General features: G+C 62.2%; 14 protein-coding genes, 2 pseudogenes and 1 other annotated feature. Of the genes and pseudogenes, 8 read left to right on the forward strand and 8 right to left on the reverse strand.

Annotated features, from left to right (window positions below; all coding sequences use genetic code 11):
* The 3 genes from H163_RS0116010 to H163_RS0116020 form a co-directional block, all read right to left on the reverse strand.
* Positions 1-1,281, reverse strand: a complete 1,281-nt coding sequence (locus H163_RS0116010) for a TRAP transporter large permease (protein ID WP_019965619.1) — start codon at positions 1,279-1,281, stop codon at positions 1-3.
* A complete protein-coding gene (locus tag H163_RS0116015) occupies positions 1,278-1,787 on the reverse strand; it encodes a TRAP transporter small permease (RefSeq protein WP_019965620.1) in 510 nt (169 codons plus the stop codon). The genes H163_RS0116010 and H163_RS0116015 overlap by 4 nt, the downstream gene beginning before the upstream one ends.
* 110 nt (positions 1,788-1,897) lie before the next feature.
* Entirely contained in the window at positions 1,898-2,872 is a 975-nt protein-coding gene (locus tag H163_RS0116020) for a TRAP transporter substrate-binding protein (RefSeq protein ID WP_026355932.1), read from the reverse strand.
* A gap of 301 nt (positions 2,873-3,173) precedes the next feature.
* Between H163_RS0116020 and H163_RS0116025 the strand changes: the two genes are divergently transcribed.
* Complete coding sequence (locus tag H163_RS0116025) at positions 3,174-4,172, forward strand: LacI family DNA-binding transcriptional regulator (RefSeq protein ID WP_019965622.1); 999 nt, start codon at positions 3,174-3,176, stop codon at positions 4,170-4,172.
* A 252-nt stretch (positions 4,173-4,424) separates the two neighbouring features.
* Positions 4,425-5,258 (forward strand): hypothetical protein, encoded by an 834-nt coding sequence (locus H163_RS0116030; RefSeq protein ID WP_147290451.1) that lies wholly within the window; start codon positions 4,425-4,427, stop codon positions 5,256-5,258.
* Between the two features lie 166 nt (positions 5,259-5,424).
* Here the strand turns inward: H163_RS0116030 and H163_RS0116035 are convergent, their stop codons facing one another.
* Both H163_RS0116035 and H163_RS0116040 read right to left on the reverse strand, forming a co-directional pair.
* Positions 5,425-6,858 carry an NAD(P)(+) transhydrogenase (Re/Si-specific) subunit beta gene (locus H163_RS0116035; protein WP_019965624.1) on the reverse strand — a complete coding sequence of 478 codons (1,434 nt, stop codon included), beginning with the start codon at positions 6,856-6,858 and terminating at the stop codon, positions 5,425-5,427.
* Between the two features lie 18 nt (positions 6,859-6,876).
* The gene (locus tag H163_RS0116040) at positions 6,877-8,451 is read right to left on the reverse strand and encodes a Re/Si-specific NAD(P)(+) transhydrogenase subunit alpha (RefSeq protein ID WP_019965625.1); all 1,575 of its coding nucleotides are present in this window, start codon (positions 8,449-8,451) and stop codon (positions 6,877-6,879) included.
* A 551-nt stretch (positions 8,452-9,002) separates the two neighbouring features.
* Between H163_RS0116040 and H163_RS0116045 the strand changes: the two genes are divergently transcribed.
* A complete protein-coding gene (locus tag H163_RS0116045; protein WP_026355933.1) occupies positions 9,003-10,178 on the forward strand; it encodes a muconate/chloromuconate family cycloisomerase in 1,176 nt (391 codons plus the stop codon).
* A gap of 106 nt (positions 10,179-10,284) precedes the next feature.
* Here the strand turns inward: H163_RS0116045 and H163_RS0116050 are convergent, their stop codons facing one another.
* Positions 10,285-11,172 carry a LysR substrate-binding domain-containing protein gene (locus H163_RS0116050; RefSeq protein WP_019965627.1) on the reverse strand — a complete coding sequence of 296 codons (888 nt, stop codon included), beginning with the start codon at positions 11,170-11,172 and terminating at the stop codon, positions 10,285-10,287.
* Between the two features lie 429 nt (positions 11,173-11,601).
* Positions 11,602-12,477, reverse strand: a complete 876-nt coding sequence (locus tag H163_RS0116055) for a dioxygenase family protein (protein WP_019965628.1) — start codon at positions 12,475-12,477, stop codon at positions 11,602-11,604.
* A gap of 254 nt (positions 12,478-12,731) precedes the next feature.
* Here H163_RS0116055 and H163_RS0116060 point away from each other — a divergent pair, with 254 nt between their 5' ends.
* From H163_RS0116060 to H163_RS24040, 3 genes and pseudogenes are all read left to right on the forward strand, one after another.
* Positions 12,732-13,112: a hypothetical protein gene (locus H163_RS0116060; protein ID WP_208975421.1), complete on the forward strand. Its 381-nt coding sequence runs from the start codon at positions 12,732-12,734 to the stop codon at positions 13,110-13,112.
* Positions 13,109-13,948 (forward strand): alpha/beta fold hydrolase, encoded by an 840-nt coding sequence (locus H163_RS0116065; protein WP_019965630.1) that lies wholly within the window; start codon positions 13,109-13,111, stop codon positions 13,946-13,948. The genes H163_RS0116060 and H163_RS0116065 overlap by 4 nt, the downstream gene beginning before the upstream one ends.
* A gap of 97 nt (positions 13,949-14,045) precedes the next feature.
* Positions 14,046-14,836, forward strand: a pseudogene (locus H163_RS24040) (IS3 family transposase); the annotation flags it as partial.
* Positions 14,330-14,446, forward strand: a sequence feature (AL1L pseudoknot). (Overlaps the previous pseudogene by 117 nt.)
* A gap of 42 nt (positions 14,837-14,878) precedes the next feature.
* On the opposite strand, the pseudogene H163_RS0116080 reads toward H163_RS24040, so the two are convergent.
* Positions 14,879-15,966: pseudogene (locus H163_RS0116080) on the reverse strand (IS3 family transposase).
* 174 nt (positions 15,967-16,140) lie between these two features.
* Between H163_RS0116080 and H163_RS0116090 the strand changes: the two are divergent.
* Both H163_RS0116090 and H163_RS0116095 read left to right on the forward strand, forming a co-directional pair.
* Positions 16,141-20,058 (forward strand): ATP-binding protein, encoded by a 3,918-nt coding sequence (locus H163_RS0116090; protein ID WP_019965635.1) that lies wholly within the window; start codon positions 16,141-16,143, stop codon positions 20,056-20,058.
* A gap of 118 nt (positions 20,059-20,176) precedes the next feature.
* Positions 20,177-20,381: transposase (locus H163_RS0116095; protein ID WP_019965636.1), on the forward strand; the 205-nt coding region annotated here is incomplete at its 3' end.

Here is a 20,381-nt window from a genome sequence, read left to right on the forward strand (position 1 = left end):
TCAGGACCCCATGAAGATTTCGACCGGCCACAGCGTGATCGCCGGAATGTAGGTGATCAGCATCAGGCAGCAGAACACCACCAGCACGAACCAGATGAGCTGCGGAATGATCTTTTCCAGCGGGATCTTCGCCACAGCGCAGGCCGCAAAAAGATTGACCCCGAGCGGCGGCGTGATCATGCCGAGCGCCAGATTGACGACGACCACCAGGCCGAAATGCACCGGATTGATGCCGAAGCTGACCGCCACCGGCGTCAGGATCGGCGCCAGCACCAGAATGGCGGCGGACGTCTCGATGAACATGCCGACAATCAGCAGCAGCACGTTGACCGCCAGCAGGAAGGACCAGGGCTCGGAGAACACGGTCTTGATCCAGTCCGCCACTTCGCCCGGCAGACCCGAGCGGGCGATGAGGAAGGAGAATAGCGCCGCTGCCGAGATGATCAGCATGATGGTGGTGGTGGAGATCACCGTCTGGCGCAGAATGCCCGGCAGCACCTTCAGCGGCAGTTCCCGGTAAAAGATCATGCCGACGACAAGTGCACAGGCCACGGCGGCAACGGAGGCTTCCGTCGGCGTGAACACGCCCGCATAGATGCCGCCGATGATGACGAAGGGCACCAGCAGCGCCGGCACCGCATTGACAAAGGCGGGCCACAGCTCCTGCCGGTCGTCACCATCATGGGTGCCGATGCCGCGCAGGCGGCAGATGACCAGCACCGTCACCATCAGCGCGGCAGCCACCAGCAGGCCGGGGCCGAAACCGGCGATGAAGAGCTGACCCACCGAGGTTTCCGTGGACACGCCATAGAGGATGAGCGGGATCGACGGCGGGATCAGAACGCCGAGTTCGGCAGAGCTGGCCTGAATGGAGGCGGCCAGCGGCTTGCCATAGCCATGCTTCACCATCGCCGGGATGAGGATCGACCCGATGGCAAAGGTGGTGGCAACGGAAGAGCCGGAGACGGAGGCGAACATCATGCAGGTGAGCACGCAGGAGCAGGCGAGGCCACCCTGAATGCCGCCGACCAGCGCCTTGGCCAATTCCACCAGCCGCCGCGAAATGCCGCCTGCGGACATGAGATTGCCCGCGAGGATGAAGAGCGGGATGGCCATCAGCGGGAAGCTGTCCAGCCCGACGAACATGCGCTGCGCCACCAGCAGCAGCGGCAGATTGCTGCCGAACTGAATGCCGGCGATGGAGGCAAGGCCGATGGCAATGGCAATCGGCACGCCCATGAAAAAGAAGATCAGCAGCGAGACGGCAATGACGGCGTTCATCCCTGCGCTCCTTCCACAGGCGCTTCACCTGGCAGGCCATCGCGTGCGGCGCGCAGCATGGCGCCGAGGATGGCAATGCACGCAAACACGGCCCCGACCGGCAGGGCCGCATAGACCCAGGCGATGGAAATCTCGAGGGCCGCGAGCGTCTGGCGCATCACGCGCCCGGTCATGTTCCAGCCCTGCCAGAACAGGATGACGAAGAAGACGAAGGAGAGCAGCATCGCCAGTTGATAGAGCGCAAGGCCAAGGCGGCGCGGCAGCGACCGCTGGACAATCTCCATCGAAATCATCGAGCCGCTGCGGATGGCCCCGGCCGCACCCAGGAAGACGCACCAGATGATCGCGGAACGGGCGGCAACTTCCGACCAGGTGGAGGGCGTGCCGAAGACGAAGCGGGTCGTCACCTGATACAGCGCCATGACCGTGGCGATGACCAGAAACGCCATCGCCAGCCGCAAGGCCGTTTCCGACAGGATTTCATCGATTTTGAGAAGGAAGGACATGATGACGCCTCACCCGAACGGAAGGGAACGGGCTGCCGGCGCATAACGGCCGGCAGCCCGCCGGGGTGTCTTGAGAGCGGCCCGGGCACACCCGGACCGCTGGGAAAACCTTACTGCACGGCGCGGATACGCTCGATCATCTCCGGGCCATATTGGCTGGTGTAGATCTCGTAGGAGGGTTCGGCGATCTTGGCGAAGGCTTCCTTGTCGACGGTCATGGTCACTTCCATGCCGTTGTCCTTCATCAGTTGCACGCCCTCCCGCTCCTGCTTGTCCACTTCGGCACGGGTGGCCGCGACAGAGGCCTTGGCAGCTTCCATGAACCAGCCGCGCTCTTCCTCGCTCAGGGCATCCATGCGGATGGGCGAGGCCAGCACGATGGCCGGGGAATAGACGTGGCCGGTGAGCGAGATGTGCTTCTGCACCTCCCAGAACTTGGAGGCGGTGATCACCGGGATCGGGTTTTCCTGCCCGTCCACCACACCCTGCTGCAGGGCGGCGAAGACTTCCGGGAAGGCCATCGGCGTCGGCGCGGCACCCATGTCGGTGAAGGCCTTCATGTGCACCTTGTTTTCCATGGTGCGCACCTTCAGGCCCTTCAGGTCATCGGGACCGGCGATGGCATTCTTGGAATTGGTGATGTGGCGGAAGCCGTTTTCCGACCAGGCGAGGCCAACGAGATTGTTCTCGCCGATCTTGGCCAGCAGCTCCTGCCCGACTTCGCCGTCCAGCGTCTTGCGGGCATGCTCGTAGTCGCGGAAGAGGAACGGCAGGTCGAGGGCATAGACCTGCGGCACGAAGTTGCCGAGCGGGCCGCTGGAGGTGATCACCACGTCGATGGAGCCGATCTGCAGGCCCTCGATCATGTCACGCTCGCCGCCGAGCGTGCCGGCCGGCGCTTCCTTGCCGGTGTATTTGCCGCCGGACAGTTCTTCCAGCTTGGCGATGAAGGCACGCGCGCCAGCGCCGTAATGCGACTGGGCGGAAATGGCATGGGCGACGGTGATGACTTCCTGAGCCTGGGCAGCACCTGCGGTGAGCGCCAGCGCGCTGGCAGCGATCATCAGATTTCTGAAATGAAACACGGCGGTTTTCCTCCCTGATTGCCTGCCCGGACCACCGGACAGGCGCGCCCCGCCTTTCCGGCCGGGCAGACCTGATCTGGCAAGCCCGGATGACATCACGGGCCTGCGCGCCGGACCTCCCAGACCGGCATGGGTAAAACGGTAGTTCAGGAATGACAGCGCTGTCAATCCATCAAATCCGATCAAATGCACACCATGCTTTCAGCGGATAACCGCCAGTTTCCGCAAATTCTGCAAATGACAGCGCTGATCATTTCTGCCACTCTCCGCCCATCAGCCAATCCAGCGCGGATGATGCAGCATGAAGCGTGTGAAGCTCAGTCAGGTGGCCGAACTGGCCGGTGTCAGCGAGATCACCGCCTCGCGGGCGCTGCGCAATGGCGCCAATGTCGCCCCGCAGACGCAGAAGAAGGTGGCGGAAGCGGCCCAGCAGCTCGGCTATCTGCCCAACAGGATCGCCGGATCGCTGGCGGGAGCTGCCTCCAACCAGATCGGCGTCATCGTCCCCTCCCTCACCAACAACGTGTTTCCGCAGGTTCTGCAGGGCCTCGAAAGCCGCCTGACCGCTGCCGGATACCATACGATTCTCGGCGTCTCCGACTATCTGCCGGAGCGCGAGGAGGTGATGATCCGCACTATCCTCGCCTGGCGCCCGGCTGCGCTCGTCATCGGCACGGCGGGCCTGACGGACACCAGCCGCAAGATGCTGGAGCAGGCGGATGTGCCCATTGTCGAGATCATGGATTGCGACATCGAGCCCATCGACATGGCCGCCGGAATCTCGCAGGTGCAGGCAGGCAAGGCGCTCGGCTACTATCTGACAGGCCGGGGCTATGAACGCCTCGCCTATATCGGCCACGACCTTGAGGCCGACCGGCGCGCCGGAAAGCGGCGCGAGGGCTTTCTCGCCGCCGCAAGAGAGACGGGCGCCACCATCACCGCGGAACTCACCGCCCCCGCCCCCTCCTCCGTGGCTCTTGGCCGGGAACTCACCGCCCGGCTGCTGGCAGAGGCCCCGGAACGGCCGCAGGCCATAAGCTATTCCAACGACGACATGGCCGTCGGCGGCATCTTCCACTGCATGGCGGCAGGGCTCGATGTGCCGGGAGACCTTGCCATCTGCGGCTTCAACGGCCTCGACATCGGCCAGCAGCTGCCCTGCCCGCTCACCACCATCGAATCCGGCCGCACCGGCATCGGCGAACACGCCGCCGCCATGATCCTCTCCCGCTTCCACGGCACCCCCACCCCCACCCGCCTCGACACAGGCTTCCGGTTATTGCGGGGGGCTTCGGCGTGAGGGGGATGGGTTTGCTGTGACGCACCGTCTGCCAACCCGCTCAAGCGGTCGCCCCGGGCGAAGCGAAGCGCAGACCCGGGGACGACTCGCTTGCAGAGAGAGGCACTATATTTCCTCGCGTCCATAAACAACAGTGCATCAGTTTGATACTGACTAAAATTCTATCCTATGAACGAAAAGACATGTTGTTGCGCCTTCTGAATTTGCAGAGCTACATTAGCATAGGAACATCTACGTCGAATGGAGCCTGCAATGGGCAAACTCAGCGACAGCGACTTTGAAGGCTTTGAAGTTGATTGGGACGAGCACCTCTGCGACCGCGATTACATCTACTCGCTTATCGACAACGTCGAATGGGAGTCCCAACTTCGAGCAATCAGCCTTCTTTTACAGCGTAACCGGGCCGCGCGGAAAGAAGCCTCTGAAGAAATTAAGCAAAATGAGTCGGAGTTGAGATCCTACAACGGCCCTCATCACGATCATTACGTTGATCAGCACGTCTTTCTACTCCATGAGACGGTCTATCAAGACGCAGCGGAGAGTATGGCTGCAATAGGAATGATTGCGCCAATGGTGGAAAGTATCCTCTGCCAAAGCCTAGCCGCACTCGGCCGTATGCATCGAGAAAAAAATAAAGAACTACCAGCACAAAAGCGTTGGATGCGAGCCAACAAAATCGAATGCAAATGGGAAGATCTATGGAACTGCCAGAAGTATTTTAATCGCGAAAATGAGATAGTGTCAAATTTCATAGACGGATTTCCTCAGCTAGCAGATGCCTGTGGCTTAGAAAAATATCTACCAGCCGATTTCATGGTCTGGTTCCGAGCAATGTTCACTTATCGAAATTTCATGTTCCACGGCGGCTTCGAGTGGTCTATTGGTAACCGGAGAAAATTCACACGCGAGATCAAAGAGAAAGGCTGGCAGAGCTTTTTCACATGCGCGACATCAGATGACGAACCGTGGATTTACTACTTGAAGACTGAAACCATAGAAGAGATGCCAATCTGGGTTGAAAAAATGCTCGACAGTTTGGGAGCGTTCGCGAAAGACTTACCTTCTGAGCTCACCTCCGATCAATGACACCGTTTTTTTGATCTTAAAAACTTCTCCCTCAGCAATCGGCGCGGTGCCTTGAACTGGAGCGGCGGTAAGACGCAGGCTGGTCAGATCGCACCCACTCTCCCCCAACAAAAACAAAGGGCGGAGAGGTTGCCCGCTCCGCCCTGGGTGATCCGGTTGAGGGATCTTACTTGATCATCGGCAGCAGTTCGCTGACGGACTTCTTGGCGTCGCCGTAGAACATGCGCGTGTTCTCCTTGTAGAACAGCGGGTTCTCGATGCCGGAGTAGCCCGTGCCCTGGCCGCGCTTGGAGACGAAGACCTGCTTGGCCTTCCATACTTCCAGAACGGGCATGCCGGCGATGGGCGAGTTCGGGTCTTCCTGGGCAGCCGGGTTGACGATGTCATTGGAGCCAATGACGATCACCACGTCGGTGTTCGGGAAGTCATCGTTGATCTCGTCCATTTCCAGCACGATGTCGTAGGGCACCTTGGCTTCGGCGAGGAGCACGTTCATGTGGCCCGGCAGACGGCCTGCCACCGGGTGGATGGCGAAGCGCACTTCCTTGCCTGCGGCCCGCAGCTTGCGGGTCAGTTCCGACACGGCCTGCTGCGCCTGCGCCACGGCCATGCCGTAGCCCGGAACGATGATGACGCTGTCCGCATCGTTGAGGGCCGAGGCAACGCCTTCCGCATCGATGGCGATCTGCTCGCCCGCGATTTCCATGGCCGGGCCCGTGGTGCCGCCGAAGCCGCCCAGGATGACCGACACGAAGGAGCGGTTCATGGCCTTGCACATGATGTAGGACAGGATGGCGCCCGAAGAGCCCACCAGCGCTCCGACGACGATCAGCAGATCGTTCGACAGCGAGAAGCCGATGGCAGCCGCCGCCCAGCCCGAGTAGCTGTTCAGCATCGACACGACCACCGGCATGTCGGCGCCGCCGATGCCCATGATCAGGTGGTAGCCGATGAAGAAGGCCAGCAGCGTCATCAGGATCAGCGTCCAGATGCCCGCGCCGTTCACATACATGAACAGCAGGATCAGCGAGAGGGCCGCAGCACTGGCGTTCAGCGCATGGCCGCCCGGCAGCTTCGTTGCCTTGCTGTCCACCTTGCCTGCCAGCTTGCCGAAGGCAATGACAGAACCGGTGAAGGTGACCGCGCCGATGAAGACGCCGAGGAAGACCTCGACCCGCAGGATGACCTGCTCGACACCGTCCTTGTGGGCCAGCACGGCGGCAAAGCCTTCAAGCGAGGCACGGGCGGCCTCGTCCATGGCCAGCACGCGCACCAGCTCGATGTGGGCGTTGTAGCCGATGAAGACCGCAGCAAGGCCGACCAGCGAGTGCATGGCGGCCACGAGCTGCGGCATCTCGGTCATCTGGACGCGCTGTGCGACCACCCAGCCGATGGCACCGCCTGCCGCGATCAGCAGCACGGACAGGAGCCACAGGCCCGAGCCCGGACCGATGAGCGTTGCGGCAACCGCAAGACCCATGCCGGCAATGCCGTACCAGACGGCGCGCTTGGCGCTTTCCTGCCCCGAGAGGCCGCCCAGCGAGAGAATGAAAAGTACTGCCGCAACAACGTAAGCGGCTGTGGTGAAACCATATTCCATCGTGTCTCTCCCGCCCTCTTACGACTTCTGGAACATGGCAAGCATGCGCCGGGTCACCATGAACCCGCCGAAGATGTTGATACCGGCCATGAACACCGACAACGCACCCAGCAGGATCACGAGGAAGCTGCCGGAGCCGACCTGCATCAGGGCGCCCAGAATGATGATCGAGGAGATGGCGTTGGTGATGGCCATCAGCGGCGTGTGCAGCGAGTGCGAGACATTCCAGATGACCTGGAAGCCGACGAAGCAGGACAGCACGAAGACGATGAAGTGGCTCATGAAGCTTGCCGGAGCGAAAAGACCGGCCAGCAGGATGAGCGCACCGCTGCCAGCCAGCAGCGCCACCTGGTTGCGCGTCTGCGCCTTGAAGGCAGCCACTTCCTGCGCCCGCTTTTCTTCCGGCGTCAGTTCCTTGGCCTTTTCCTTCGGCTTCTGTGCGGCGATGGCCTGCACTTTCGGCGGCGGAGGCGGGAAGGTGATGTCGCCCTTGAAGGTGACGGTCGCACCGCGGATCACGTCATCTTCCATGTTGTGCACGACCAGCCCGTCCTTGGCGGGGGTCAGGTCGGTCATCATGTGACGGATATTGGTGGCATAAAGCGTCGAGGACTGGGCGGCCATGCGGCTCGGGAAGTCCGTGTAGCCGATGACGATGACGCCATTGTCGGAGACGACGCGCTGGTCGGCGACGGTCAGGTCGCAGTTGCCGCCGCGCTCGGCCGCAAGGTCGATGATGACCGAGCCCGGCTTCATGGCCGCAACCATGTCGGCAAGCCACAGCTTGGGCGCATCGCGGCCCGGGATGAGCGCCGTCGTGATGACGATGTCCATGTCCGGCGCCAGCTCGCGGAACTTCTCCAGCTGCTTCTCGCGGAATTCCGGCGAAGAGGGAGCTGCATAGCCACCGGTGGCCGCGCCGTCCTGCACCTGATCGGCAAAGTCGAGATAGACGAACTCGGCGCCCATGGATTCGATCTGCTCGGCCACTTCAGGGCGAACGTCGAAGGCGTAGGTGACCGCACCCAGCGAGGTGGCGGTACCGATGGCGGCAAGACCGGCAACGCCGGCACCGATGATCAGAACCTTGGCGGGCGGGATCTTGCCTGCAGCCGTCACCTGGCCGGTGAAGAAGCGGCCGAAGTTGTTGCCGGCCTCGATCACGGCACGGTAGCCGGCGATGTTGGCCATGGAGGACAGGGCGTCCATCTTCTGGGCACGCGAGATGCGCGGCACCATGTCCATGGCGATTACATTCGCGCCGGTGGCCTTCGCCTTTTCCAGCAGCTCCTTGTTCTGCGCCGGATAGAAGAAGGAAATCAGCGTTTTGCCTTCGCCGAGCAGCGCCACTTCGCTGTCCAGCGGCGGGCGCACCTTGGCGATGATGTCCGCAGCGGCGAAAAGGTCTGCAGCCGAAGCTGCAACTTCCACACCGGCCTTGCGGTAGGCCTCGTCAGAAAAACCGGCGGCTTTGCCCGCCCCGCTTTCGATGACACAGCTGTAGCCGAGCTTCTGCAGTTGCGCGGCACTGTCCGGGGTCATCGCGACGCGCGCTTCCCCGTCAATGATCTCGCGCGGTGATCCAATCTTCATCCCGTACCTCGATATAGAAAATGGCTTTTCCGTCCCCCAGCCCCGAGGCTTCGTCACCCTTCCGCCGAGGACGGATTCCATGAACCACAGGGAGCTTGATGAAACACACTAGCGCACTGCGCAAGAAAATACGCGCCCTGTTTATCAAGATTTTTTCTCAACAATGAACTCTGCGCAACAATCTTGCGCAACCTTCTCCAGACAGCCCGGGAAGGCTGGAAAGCTTGGCGATTTTCGCGGCAATGCAGGGCATCAGGAAACGCAAACGGGTGGCACTCCGGCAACGAAATTACTTTGGAAGCTAAATTAAATTGCAGGAAACTCAACAATAGGCCCGGACAGTACGGCTGCGGGGCGCCATCAGGCCGCCGGATGCCCGAATCTCATATGCTAGTATGCCGGATTTCTTCCGCAGTGCGGTGGTGTGGTCACGGGAACGGAGGAGACAGCCCCGGCAGCAAGGCCGGTATCGCGTCAAACCCGTGAGGTATTGGACAGCGCCCCACCGGGGATTGATGCTCTGGCCCATGCACAACGACCACAGGCCCATCATGACCGCAGCAGCCCTTTCCCATCCCGCCCGGATCGAGATGATCGAGACCATCATCATCGACGTGCCGACAATCCGGGGGCATGTGCTGTCCATGACGACCATGCAGTCGCAGTCCGTGGTACTGGTGCGCATCCGCTTTTCCGATGGCTCGGAAGGCCTTGGCGAAGGTGCCTCAATCGGCGGGCTGTCCTACGGGCCGGAGAGTGTGGAAAGCATCAAGCTGGCCATCGACAGCTACATCACCCCTGCCCTCACCGGCGAAGATGGCAACCGCATCACGGCGCTGCGGGCGCTGATGGACAAGACCGTGCGCGGCAATCCGATTGCCCGGGCTGGCGTCGAGACTGCGCTCTGGGATGGCCTTGCCCGGCGGCTGGGCGTGCCGGTCTCTGCCCTGTTTGGCGGTGCCATTCATGAGCGCTTGCCCGTCGCCTGGACGCTCGCCTCCGGCAACAGCGCCACGGACATTGCCGAGGCGGAGCGGATGCTGGACGAGCGGCGGCACCGGGATTTCAAGCTGAAGATCGGCAAGCGCGCGGTGCGCGATGACATTGCTCATGTGGCAGCGATTGCCAAGGCAATCGGCGGACGCGGCACGGTGCGGGTCGATGTCAATCAGGCCTGGAGCCTGCAGGATGCCCGCTGGGGCCTGAAGGGGCTGCAGGACGCCGGCTGCATTCTGGTGGAACAGCCGGTGGGCCGGGATGAGCTTTCCGCCCTGCGCAAGCTGACGGATGGCTATGAGATCGCCGTCATGGCCGATGAGGCGCTGCAAGGCCCTGGCGATGCCATGCGGGTCGCCATGGCCGGTCCGGCGGCGGATGTTTATGCGGTGAAGGTGTGCCAGTCCGGCGGGCTGGCCCCGGCACGGGATGTCATTTCCATTGCCAATGCTGCCGGGATCGAACTCTACGGCGGCACCATGCTGGAAAGCGGGCTCGGCACGGCTGCAGCCCTGCAGCTTTTCGCCACCGTTCCCGTGCTGCAGTGGGGCACCGAGTTCTTCGGGCCGCTGCTGCTGACCGAAGATATTCTGGCCGAGCCGCTGCACTATCAGGATTTCACCGTTGCCATTCCGCAAGGTCCCGGCATCGGCGTTGCGCTGGACGCGGACAAGGTGGCCTTCTACCGCCGTGACCGCACACGGCATCAGACAGCCATCGCGGGCCAGTGACACTCATACCAAGGCTCTCGATACTGACGCATCACGCCTTGAAATTGCTCAGGCGCCGCCCGGGCTTAACCAACGCTTGTCAAGTCAGGCTCATCGAGCATTGATATCAGATCAGCTTGCGCGCCACCTTCTGGGCGGTGACGACGAAATTGTGCACGTGGATGCCCTGTTCATCCAGCCGGTGATTGACGGAGATGGGCGTGCGGGCCGCAAAGCCTTCAAGCGCGTGAAAGCGGATGCCGTTGCGCTGCACCGCGCCGACGGATTTCGGCACGATGGTCACCCCCTCCCCCACGGAGACAAGCGCCAGCGCGGTCTGCAGATCCATGGTGAAGACGCGGCGCGTCACCTCCGTTCCCGCATCGCGGCAGGCTTTCAAAACAAAGTCAGCAAAGGAAGGGCGCGGGGTTTCCGGATAGAGGATGAAGGTCTCCTCCTGCAATTGCGGCAGGCGGATGGGCCGGGGGGCAAGATCCAGCGCTTCGGGCACGGCCGCCACCAGTTCCTCATCCACCAGCTTGCGGCTGATGACCTCCGCATCCTCGATGGCCGGGCGGGCGATGGCAATGTCGATCTCCCGGCGCACGAGAGCGCGGTGCAGGTCGCCGTTGTTCATCGGGTAGAGGCTGAGGCTGACCTGCGGGCAGGCTACACGGAAGCTCTTGAGAACCGCAGGCAACAGGCCGTAAGTGGCTGAGCCGACAAAGCCGATGCGCAGCCGCCCTTCCGCCCCCTGGCCAATGCGGCGGATCTCCAGCTTGATGTCGGCAAACTCGGACAGGAGCGCCGTGCCGCGCGCATAAAGCCGCTCGCCGGCCTGCGTCAGCGTGATGGCGTTGCGCCCGCGGTTGAACAGCAGCGCGCCAAGGTCTTCCTCGATCTGCTTGATCTGGCGGGACAGCGGCGGCTGCGCCATGCCGAGCCGCTCCGCCGCCCGGCCGAAATGCAGCTCCTCTGCCAGCGCGATGAAATACTCCAGCTGCTTGATGTTCATGTCCGGCAGCCTCCCCTCTGCTCCTGAGGGAGCATGATGCAGAAAACGTGAATTGTGAAGTAATTCATATGCTGCGGCGCACAAACAGCCGCAGGCGGAACGCTCCCCAACCGCGTGCCTCAACTCCAATGCGCCCTTGAGGAAGCGGTTTGCCAATTGGCATTTCCTGTTGGGTGCCACACCAGCCCCTCAACCCGCGCCGTCCCGGCCTCCGTGCCGGGACCCGTCAGGGGCGCAGGGCTGCAACTTCCAGCATCCGGCAAGGAAGGCAAATTCAGCCTGAGTATCGACAGGCCTTGCATCCCTTACAGGCCCCGGCACGAGGCCGGGGCGGCGCGGAGAGAGATATCTGACGCCACGTCCGGAACCACGCCAATGGCCGCCCCGCAAATAACGGGGCGGCCCTTGTTTTCGCTCAGTTCCTGCCGGTTATTCGGCAGCGATCTGCTGTTCGGCGGCGGCGTCCTTCAGTACGAAGTCGAAGCGCAGGTAGAGGTCGGTGCCGTGTTCGGCGCGGCCCGGCTCGAAGGTGCCGATCAGGCTGTCCTTGACGGCGAAGACGGAGTCCTCGTCCAGCCAGCGGGACTCGGAATCGTAGATCTGCGTAACAAGCGTGCGGTAGCCGTCCTTGGCCAGCAGCATGTGCAGGTGGCCCGGGCGGTTGGGGTGGTGCCCCATCATGCGCAGCAGTTCGCCGGCCGTCTCGTTGTCCGGGATCGGATAGGGCACCGGGCGCAGCGCGCGCATGGCGTAGTGGCCGTTCTCGTCGGTCTCGAAGCGGCCGCGCAGGTTGAAGTCCGGCTGGGCCGGGTCATGGTTTTCATAAAGGCCGTTGGGCGCGTCTTCCCAGATGTCGATGGTGACACCGGCCACCGGCTTGCCTTCCGCATCGCGCACGTAACCTTCCACATAGACGGTCTCCTCACCGTCGAAGTGGGTCTGTGCGGTGGTTGCGCCCTTGGGCAGGACCGGCGGATGCTCACGGTAGAAGGGCCCGAGCACGGTGGACTCGCTCTCCGTGCCCTCGACCGAATTGGTCAGCATGTCGCACAGCACCTCGACACCGAGAATATCGCCCAGCAGGATGAACTCCTGGCGCTTGTCGTCGCAGACCTGACCGGCGCGGGCCAGATACTGGCAGGCGGCGATGAATTCGTGATGCTGCAACTTCACGTCCCGGCAAAAGTCATGCAGGTGACGGACGAGGGAGGTCATGATCTCCCTGTTGCGGTCTGTAATCGGGCCATGCTTGCCCAGGGACTCGATCACCACACCGGTGACATTCTCAATCGTGACACTGCTCATGCGAACCTCCCTCGCGGCGGCGGGTGCAGAAGGTGTTGCGCCGCGCCTCCCGTGGCAGAACTATCCGCCCCGGTCCGGGCTGCGCCAATGACGGCGCGGGTATGGGCCGATACTCAGGACTGAGACGCCGCCCGGCAAGCCTTAAGCTTGGGCAGCTGCTGCCCGGTATCAGCACATACCGGCAGGATCATTGCCGCACAGCCCGGCAGCGGCGAGCCTCTGCCTCCAGCAGCGCAGGAGGGCGGAACGCGGACATGAGTATGATCACGGTATTTGAAGGACTGGCGCAGACGATCGCCGCAAGGCCGGATCTGTTGCGGCTGGGACGGCTGTTCTGCGAAACGGTTCTCATCGGGATTGACGGCGAGGAGATCTACCTCACCTTCCGCGACGGGCAGCTGGTGAAGGTGGAGCCCGGCCCCAGCCGCAAGACGCCCTGGCGCTTTGCCTTCCGCACGGACCGGGAGGCGCTCAACGAGTTCTGGCAGGCGCATCCCAAACCCGGCTTTCACGACATTTTCGCGCTGGTGAAGACAGGCCGCGGCCGCATCGACGGCGACATGCTGAGCCTCGTCAAGAACCTCCGCTTCATCAAGGAAGTCCTCGCCCTGCCGCGCAAGGGGATTGCAGCATGAGCTTTGAACCCATCACGGGCCGCTATCTCAACCTCACCATCGAAGGCCGGGCGCAGCGCATCTATGTGGAAACGGCCGGCGAAGGCCGCCCGGTCCTGTGCCTGCACACGGCCGGCGCCGACACCCGCCAGTGGCGCCATGTGCTGAATGACGCCGGACTGACGGCCGGCAACTGCTTCCACGCCTTCGACATGCCCTGGCACGGCAAGTCCCTGCCGCCGGAAGGCTTCGAGCGGGAAGAATACCTGCTGACGACGGAAGCCTATATCGAGACGGTTCTGGCTGTCTGTGCCGCACTGAAGCTGGAGCGGCCCATTCTCGCCGGATGCTCCATGGGCGGGCGCATCGCCTTGCAGATCGCGGCGAGGCATCCGGGTGTTTTTGCAGGCTTCATCGCCATCGAGGCCTCGGACTTCCAGCCCGCGTGGTATGACATCGACTGGTTCGACCGGCCCGACGCCCATGGCGGCGAGATGGGGGCGGCGCTCGTCTCCACCAACATTTCCCCTTACGCGCCTGCAAAGGAGCGCAATTGGACGCTCTGGATGTTCCGCCAGTCGGGGCCGGGCGTGTTCCGGGGGGATCTGTCCTTCTACACCCGCGATGACAGCCTGATCCCGCTTCTGGGCAGGATCGACACGGCCAGGGCGCCCGTGCATGTGATGGCCGGTGCCTATGACATGACCTGCACACCGGAAGATGCCAAGCGCACCGCCGATGCCATTCCCGGCGCGACGCTGACCATCATGCCGGAACTGGGGCATTTCCCGATGTCCGAGCATCCGGAGGCCTTCCGGCCCTATTTCGCCGATGCACTGGCGCGGATGCCAAAATAATACCAAGGCTTTCGATGCTGACGCATCACGCCTTGAAGATGCTCAACTGAACCGTACCGGGTTTGCCGGAGACCCCAACTCGTGAGAAGTAGGGTCTATGACAAGCAAAACTACGAACAAATTCTCTCCTGAAGTCCGTGCCCGCGCGGTTCGAATGGTGACGGAGCATGAAGCCGAACATCCTTCCCGTTGGGCTGCAGTATCTTCCATAGCCGCCAAGATCGGCTGCTCGGCGCATACGCTCCATGAATGGGTGAAGAAGGCCGAAGTCGGCAGCGGCAAGCGTGCAGGTTTGCCGAGTGACGTGGCGGAGCAGATGAAGGCTCTGGAGCGGGAGAACCGCGAGCTTCGTCAGGCCAATGAGATTTTGCGGAAGGCTTCTGCATATTTTGCGATGGCGGAGCTCGACCGCCCACTGAAGCGATGATTTCCTTCATCGGCGAACACCGTTTGGTGCTCGGGGTCGAGCCGATCTGCAGACTGCTGCCGATTGCCCCGTCCACCTATTATGAAGTTATTGCCAAGCGCACGGACGTGGACCGCCTGCCGGCCCGCGCCCGGCGCGATATCGCTATGAAGGTTGAGGTACGCCGGGTGTTCAACGAGACCTTCCAGGTCTATGGCGTGCGGAAAGTCTGGCGGCAGTTGCAGCGAGAAGGTTACGACATCGCCCGCTGCACCGTCGCTCGGCTTATGAGAATGATGGGGCTTCAAGGCGTCATTCGCGGCAAACCAATCCGCACGACGATCAGCGACAAGACCGCGCCGTGCCCGCTCGACCGGGTGAACCGGCACTTCTTCGCGCCCGCACCGAACATGCTGTGGCTTTCAGATTTCACCTATGTGGCGACCTGGCAGGGCTTCGTTTACGTCGCGTTCGTGATCGATGCCTGAGCTACTCCCCGATCCGTGGACAGATTTCCGGCTGATTTAAGCTACTGCCTGCACCTGCTGATCGGTTTCAATGTGGTTGAAGTAAACCACGGCGGGCGGCTGTCCGCCATGGGCAGTGTGTGGGCGATGGTGGTTGTAGAAGGTGATCCAGCACCCGGTTCCGGCTTTGGCCTGCGATCCGGTTTCCCAGGCGTGCAGGTAGACGCATTCATATTTCAGGGATCGCCAGAGCCGCTCGATGAAGATGTTGTCGAGGCAGCGCCCCTTGCCGTCCATTGAGATCCGGGTGCCGAGCCGTTCCAGCCGGTCAGTCCAGGCGAAGGACGTGAACTGGCTACCCTGATCCGTGTTCATGATCTCGGGCGGGCCGAAGCGGTGGACGGCCTCGTTCAGCGCCTCGACGCAAAAGTCGGCCTCCAGCGTGTTCGATATCCGCCACGCCAGAACCTTGCGGGTGGACCAATCCATGACGGCGGCCAGATAGAGAAAGCCGCGGCGCATGGGCAGGTAGGGATAGGTCTTGTGCCCCTTGGCGGACCTGCTCGTATCGGGCTTCTGGTAGATCGGCATCAAGCGCATGAGCCGCATCAGCCGCCGGATGCGCTTGACGTTCACGGCATGGCCTTCGTTCTGCAGGTGCCACGTCATCTGCTGCACGCCGAAAAAGGGCGTCTCCAGAAACTGCTTGTCGATCAGCAGCATGAGGTCAAGATTCATCCCGGTCTCGCCCTTCGCCATGTAATAGAACGAAGATCGCGAGATCGACAGCAGGCGGCACTGCGCACCCACCGGCAGCACAGGATGGTCGCGTTCGATCATCTTGCGCCTCACTTCCCGGTCCAGGGCTTGAGCTTTCGCGACAAAAAATCGTTGGCGGCGGCCAGTTCCCCGATCTTCGCGTGCAAGGACCGGACCGTCTCCTCATCGACCTCGGCAGCCTGCGTTCTGCCTCCGCGCTCGAAGATGTCAGACGCCCCCTCAAGCAGCGCCTTCTTCCACTGATGGATCATCGTCGGATGCACCCCGTATTCGGCAGCCAGCTCCGACACCGTGCGCTCGCCCTTCACGGCTTCCAGCGCCACACGAGCCTTGAAGCCCGCGTCATGGTTCCTGCGTTTCCTCATGTCCTGATCTCCTCATTCCGGGAGGCCAGCAGACGTCAGATCGCAGCTTCCGTCACTGTCCGATTTTCGGGGGGAGCTCAGAGATTCGCGATTCTTCTAATATCTATTGAAGAAATTCAGATCGTGATGCGATAAAAAGAATCAACCAGCAGTATAGCTGACCAAGGGGGAATTATGGCCGACGACGCGCCAGCACCGCGTGACATTCATCTGCTGACAATCGACGCCTTGCTCGCCGATCTGGTCGGTGGGCGTGCCGTGGCTCTCGGCGGTGACGATGAACTCGCGATGGCTTCGGACGACGCGCGGGCGGTCCTCGACTGGTATCGGCAAAATCGTGGCAGATGGCAGGCAAATCTGTCGGCCGGAGATACCGAGGCGATCATAGACATGATCGGCACGCCTCCGCCGACGATCGAAGCATCGGCCGAGGACGGTGGTAACCGCGCCATCAAGACTTTGCGTCTGGTGAAGGTCGAGGCGCACCGCTTCGCGGGGTTACACGCCTATGGCCGACCAAGCGCCCCGCCGGCATCTTTCGTGTTTGAACCGGGAAAGCCCGTAACGCTGCTGGAAGGCGTGAACGGTTCGGGCAAGACCTCGATCGCCAATGCGATTGTCTGGTGCCTAACCGGCCACCTGATCCGGTCGCAGCGGCCGCCAGAAGAGGGGCCGCTGGATTTTGCATGTGAGATTTTGCGTGACGATGGCGCGACCACGACGCACCCTATGTCGGCGATCACCCCGTTGCCGCACAAATCGGCCGAGCTTCCCGCGGATGGCCAGCCGATCCCCGCAGATAGCTGGGTCGAACTGACATTTTTGGATTCGACTGGCACCCCATTGCCACCGCTACGTCGTTCACAAATCCGCACGACTCGCGGCAAGATCAACGAAACGCCTCCTGATCTGGGCGCTACAGGCATCGATCCTATCGCATGGCGGATCGCCACGATCATGCCCGCATTGCTGCCGTTCCTTTCGGTCGGTTCGACTTCGCAGCTGGGCGAAGCGGTGGCACGACTGACTGGTCTGGCTGACCTCGTGGACCTCGCGCGGCACGCCGAAAAGATGGCCGGCCGTGTTGCCAAGACCGCGACGCCCGAGCTTGAAAAGCAGAGAGTGGAGATCGCGGGCCGCTATCAGCAAGCGGCCGACGACCTCGCCGCGATCCTCACCGAAACATCGAGTATCGCATTTGAAGGAGACCGGCCGACGGTAGATGCCGAAGGCGCACAAGAACGAATCGCTGAAATCGAGAAGCATTTCGTCGAACTCAAAGCCAAGGCATTGAGCGAAGCGAAAGAGGTGCTCGGTACAGGGTTCGACGCGGAGAACAAGCAGGCCCGCGACGATCTTGAAGCCAGCATTCGCCCGGCAATCGAAGGGCTGAAGGTCATCGGCGAATTGCCGTCGATTACCCGCCTTTCCGCGCTGACGGTGGACGCTGCCGAGACCGCCAAAGTCGTTGAATTGATGGCGCAGGTGGAGGCTGAAGCCGCGACGCTATCGACGTTGGCTGCCGATCCCGATCGGGCGCGTCGTGCCCAACTCTATGCCAAGGTATCGGCGTGGATGCACGATCATGCCCATGTCGACGACGGCACTTGCCCCGTTTGCGTCGGTCAACTTCACGGCGCGTGCGATCCGGTGACAGGGGTGCCCGTAACCGATCATCTCGTCGAGGCGGCACGCGACCGGGAGGTGATTGCGCGGACGATCGCCGAATGGTCGGCGCATTGGTGCGGGCGCCTCCTTCAGGAACTGCCGCCGGCGATAAGTGGTGAAGTGCGCCATGACCTGCCCACATCTCCTGCCGCGCTGCTTCGGGCTGGTCTGGCTGACGATCTTTTTGCAACGGAACCGTTCCTCGGTACCTTGGCGACGTTACGCACTGATGCCGTTGCGTTGATCGACGCACGGCTTGCCGCACTTCCAGAATTTCAGGAACCGGCTGGTCGATCGCTGCCCGCCGCTTTGCGGGCAGGCTCTGCCCGGCTGCAACAGATGATCGATCGCATCGTGCGTGCATTGGCTTTCGCTGAATGGCGGGAGCAGAACGGGATGGCGCTGACAGCTCTTGTGCACACGGTGGGACGCGGCGACGATGGGGATGCAGACGCAGATCGGGCGATCGGCAGGCGCTTGACCTCGCTTCTTCGGATCGTGGAAGGCGTCGCCCCGCTCAATTCAGCGAGCGAACAGGTGCGCCGAATGGAAGCCGCGCGCAAAGACTATGACGCCAAAAAAGACCGTATCGCGGCTTGCGCGCGGGCGGTCACGGCGCTCAACCTTCTCGTCCCGCTCGGCGGTTTGGCGCAGACGCAGGTCGACACGCTGCGCCGCAAACTCCACAATCGGTCTGAACACTGGCGCCGCGCGATCTATCGCAATGCCACGACCTTTGCGCCCGACCTCATCGGTACGGACATGAACGCCCGAGGTGTGCTGGACCTCAAGGTCGGCTGCGAGGGTGTCACCGCGCCAGCGCAGCACATTTCCAACGCCTCCGCTCTGCGCGGTGCACTGTTCGGCTTCTTTCTCGCTTTCCGGGAGCATGTGCTAGCAACGCGTGGCGGGCTTTCGCTGCTCATTCTCGACGATCCGCAGGAATTGCTCGATCACGATAACCGTCAGAGACTGGCGCATGGGCTTGCCGCAGTTGCCGAGGCAGGCGCCCAACTGCTCATCACCACCCACGATCGCCGTTTCGCCCGTTCAGTCGTTGCGGAGAATCGTATGGCCGATCGTGTCCAGCATCTCTCTGTTCACGCGATCAACAGCGTCCATCCGACCCTGAGCTTGTCGCCGACCATCGAGGAGGTCGACCGGCTCCGGCAGGCATTTATCAACAATCCCGATTCAGCGGTCGCGGCACAGGATTATGCATCTAACCTGCGCGTCTTTATCGAAGCACGTCTAGGCGATCTGTTCGATGATTTGGCGGAGCCGGCCCACGCGACATCGACGCAGGCGCTCACCCTCTTCCCTCTGCTTGATCGACTGCGCGCGCTGATAACCAATGGCGGCGGCGAGTTGTTCTCCAATCCGGTACTGCGGCGTTTCGTCGGTGACCCTGGGCTGGTCGATGGGGCGGATCCGCGACGCGTCCTCAACAAGGCCCATCACAGCGAACGGGCATCCATCACGTATGTCGATGTGAAAGACGTCGAACCCGCATTCGTTCGCCTGCGGACAGGGATCGAGAAGGTGCACGAGCAGTTCCGATTGCATCGTTGGCGTGAACCTCTGGCGCCGACCGATGCCTCGGAGACCAACGTCGTGTCTCTGCCAACGATGGCGCGACCTACATTTTCGGTGCCGATCTGCCCCGACATTGCAGCCTTCTCCCGCTCGGTACCGGCCGGCGGCTCCCAGGACATGGCCACCGAACAACTCAACGGCGAATGGTTCGACGGAAAGGCTTTGTTCTACGTGCGAGGCGAGACACTGGGCTTCGCAGTTCCATCCGGCGCGGTCGCAATCGTGGAGGCGGAAGCCTATCCCGGCCGCGACCGAAACCTCGTGATTGCTCGGAATCAGGGTAACGTGCTGGCGCGGCGGCTGCTCAAGGCGCCCGGCTCACTTGGTATTTCACTCGCGGCGCAAACGCCTGATCCCCGAATCCCACGCCCGACGATGACCTATGACGAGAGTAAGGTTCGACTGTTTCGCATCGTTGGCGCGATTTTCACCGATATGGCTCCGCCATCCGGTGGTGGCGAAGCGACGGCAATCGACATGGTGCAGGAACTCGGTCGGATCGAGATCGCTTACCGGGTCCGCGAAGACAGCGCCGTGCCCCTTGCGTTACCCGGCCAGATCATTCTGGGCGGTGCGGAACTGACTCCAAGCGAACTCGACGCATGGGAAGGGAAGCTCGTCGCCGTTACGCTCGACGACGGGACAAGCATCTTTAAGCGCGTCGGCGCGAGCCTTTCTGGCAACCTCGCTCACCTCCGCCAGTTCGAGACGATCGGCGGCCTTGGGTCGTCGATGGTGGTCGCCACGGAGATGCTGGACGGTGCCGCCGGCGTGCCAACGATGATTTCCGCACGCCGGGTTCTGGGCGTACTCTATGACCAAACATAAAATCACGGCCCCTCTGAGAACGCCGCTTGTTTCATTGTCTCGTAACCCCACGGTGAGTGCCGCCTTGTTCGGTGATGGCGAACATCGGAAGTCCTAGTGCAACACTAGGAGTAGTCGTATGACGAAGCAGCCGATTGCAGTGATCACATCTGTCGAGCGCCGCAGGCGCTGGTCTCGGGAGGATAAGGAGCGGCTCGTTGCAGCCTGCCTCGAGCCGGAAGCGGTTCTTTCGGAGATTGCCCGTGGGGCCGGTATCCATGTCAGCCAGCTCTTCCGTTGGCGCAAGGAGCTTTGCCAGATCGAGCAGCCGCGAATGGAGGCCA

This window comes from Pannonibacter phragmitetus DSM 14782, from assembly GCF_000382365.1.
GTDB classification, from domain to species: Bacteria; Pseudomonadota; Alphaproteobacteria; order Rhizobiales; family Stappiaceae; genus Pannonibacter; species Pannonibacter phragmitetus.

Bases quoted from the DNA above. Each gene is read 5' to 3' on its own strand.
- H163_RS0116010 (WP_019965619.1), bottom strand. From the start codon at position 1,281: ATGAACGCCGTCATTGCCGTCTCGCTGCTGATCTTCTTTTTCATGGGC.
- H163_RS0116015 (WP_019965620.1), bottom strand. From the start codon at position 1,787: ATGTCCTTCCTTCTCAAAATCGATGAAATCCTGTCGGAAACGGCCTTG.
- H163_RS0116025 (WP_019965622.1), top strand. From the start codon at position 3,174: ATGAAGCGTGTGAAGCTCAGTCAGGTGGCCGAACTGGCCGGTGTCAGC.
- H163_RS0116030 (WP_147290451.1), top strand. From the start codon at position 4,425: ATGGGCAAACTCAGCGACAGCGACTTTGAAGGCTTTGAAGTTGATTGG.
- H163_RS0116035 (WP_019965624.1), bottom strand. From the start codon at position 6,858: ATGGAATATGGTTTCACCACAGCCGCTTACGTTGTTGCGGCAGTACTT.
- H163_RS0116040 (WP_019965625.1), bottom strand. From the start codon at position 8,451: ATGAAGATTGGATCACCGCGCGAGATCATTGACGGGGAAGCGCGCGTC.
- H163_RS0116045 (WP_026355933.1), top strand. From the start codon at position 9,003: ATGACCGCAGCAGCCCTTTCCCATCCCGCCCGGATCGAGATGATCGAG.
- H163_RS0116050 (WP_019965627.1), bottom strand. From the start codon at position 11,172: ATGAACATCAAGCAGCTGGAGTATTTCATCGCGCTGGCAGAGGAGCTG.
- H163_RS0116055 (WP_019965628.1), bottom strand. From the start codon at position 12,477: ATGAGCAGTGTCACGATTGAGAATGTCACCGGTGTGGTGATCGAGTCC.
- H163_RS0116060 (WP_208975421.1), top strand. From the start codon at position 12,732: ATGAGTATGATCACGGTATTTGAAGGACTGGCGCAGACGATCGCCGCA.
- H163_RS0116065 (WP_019965630.1), top strand. From the start codon at position 13,109: ATGAGCTTTGAACCCATCACGGGCCGCTATCTCAACCTCACCATCGAA.
- H163_RS0116090 (WP_019965635.1), top strand. From the start codon at position 16,141: ATGGCCGACGACGCGCCAGCACCGCGTGACATTCATCTGCTGACAATC.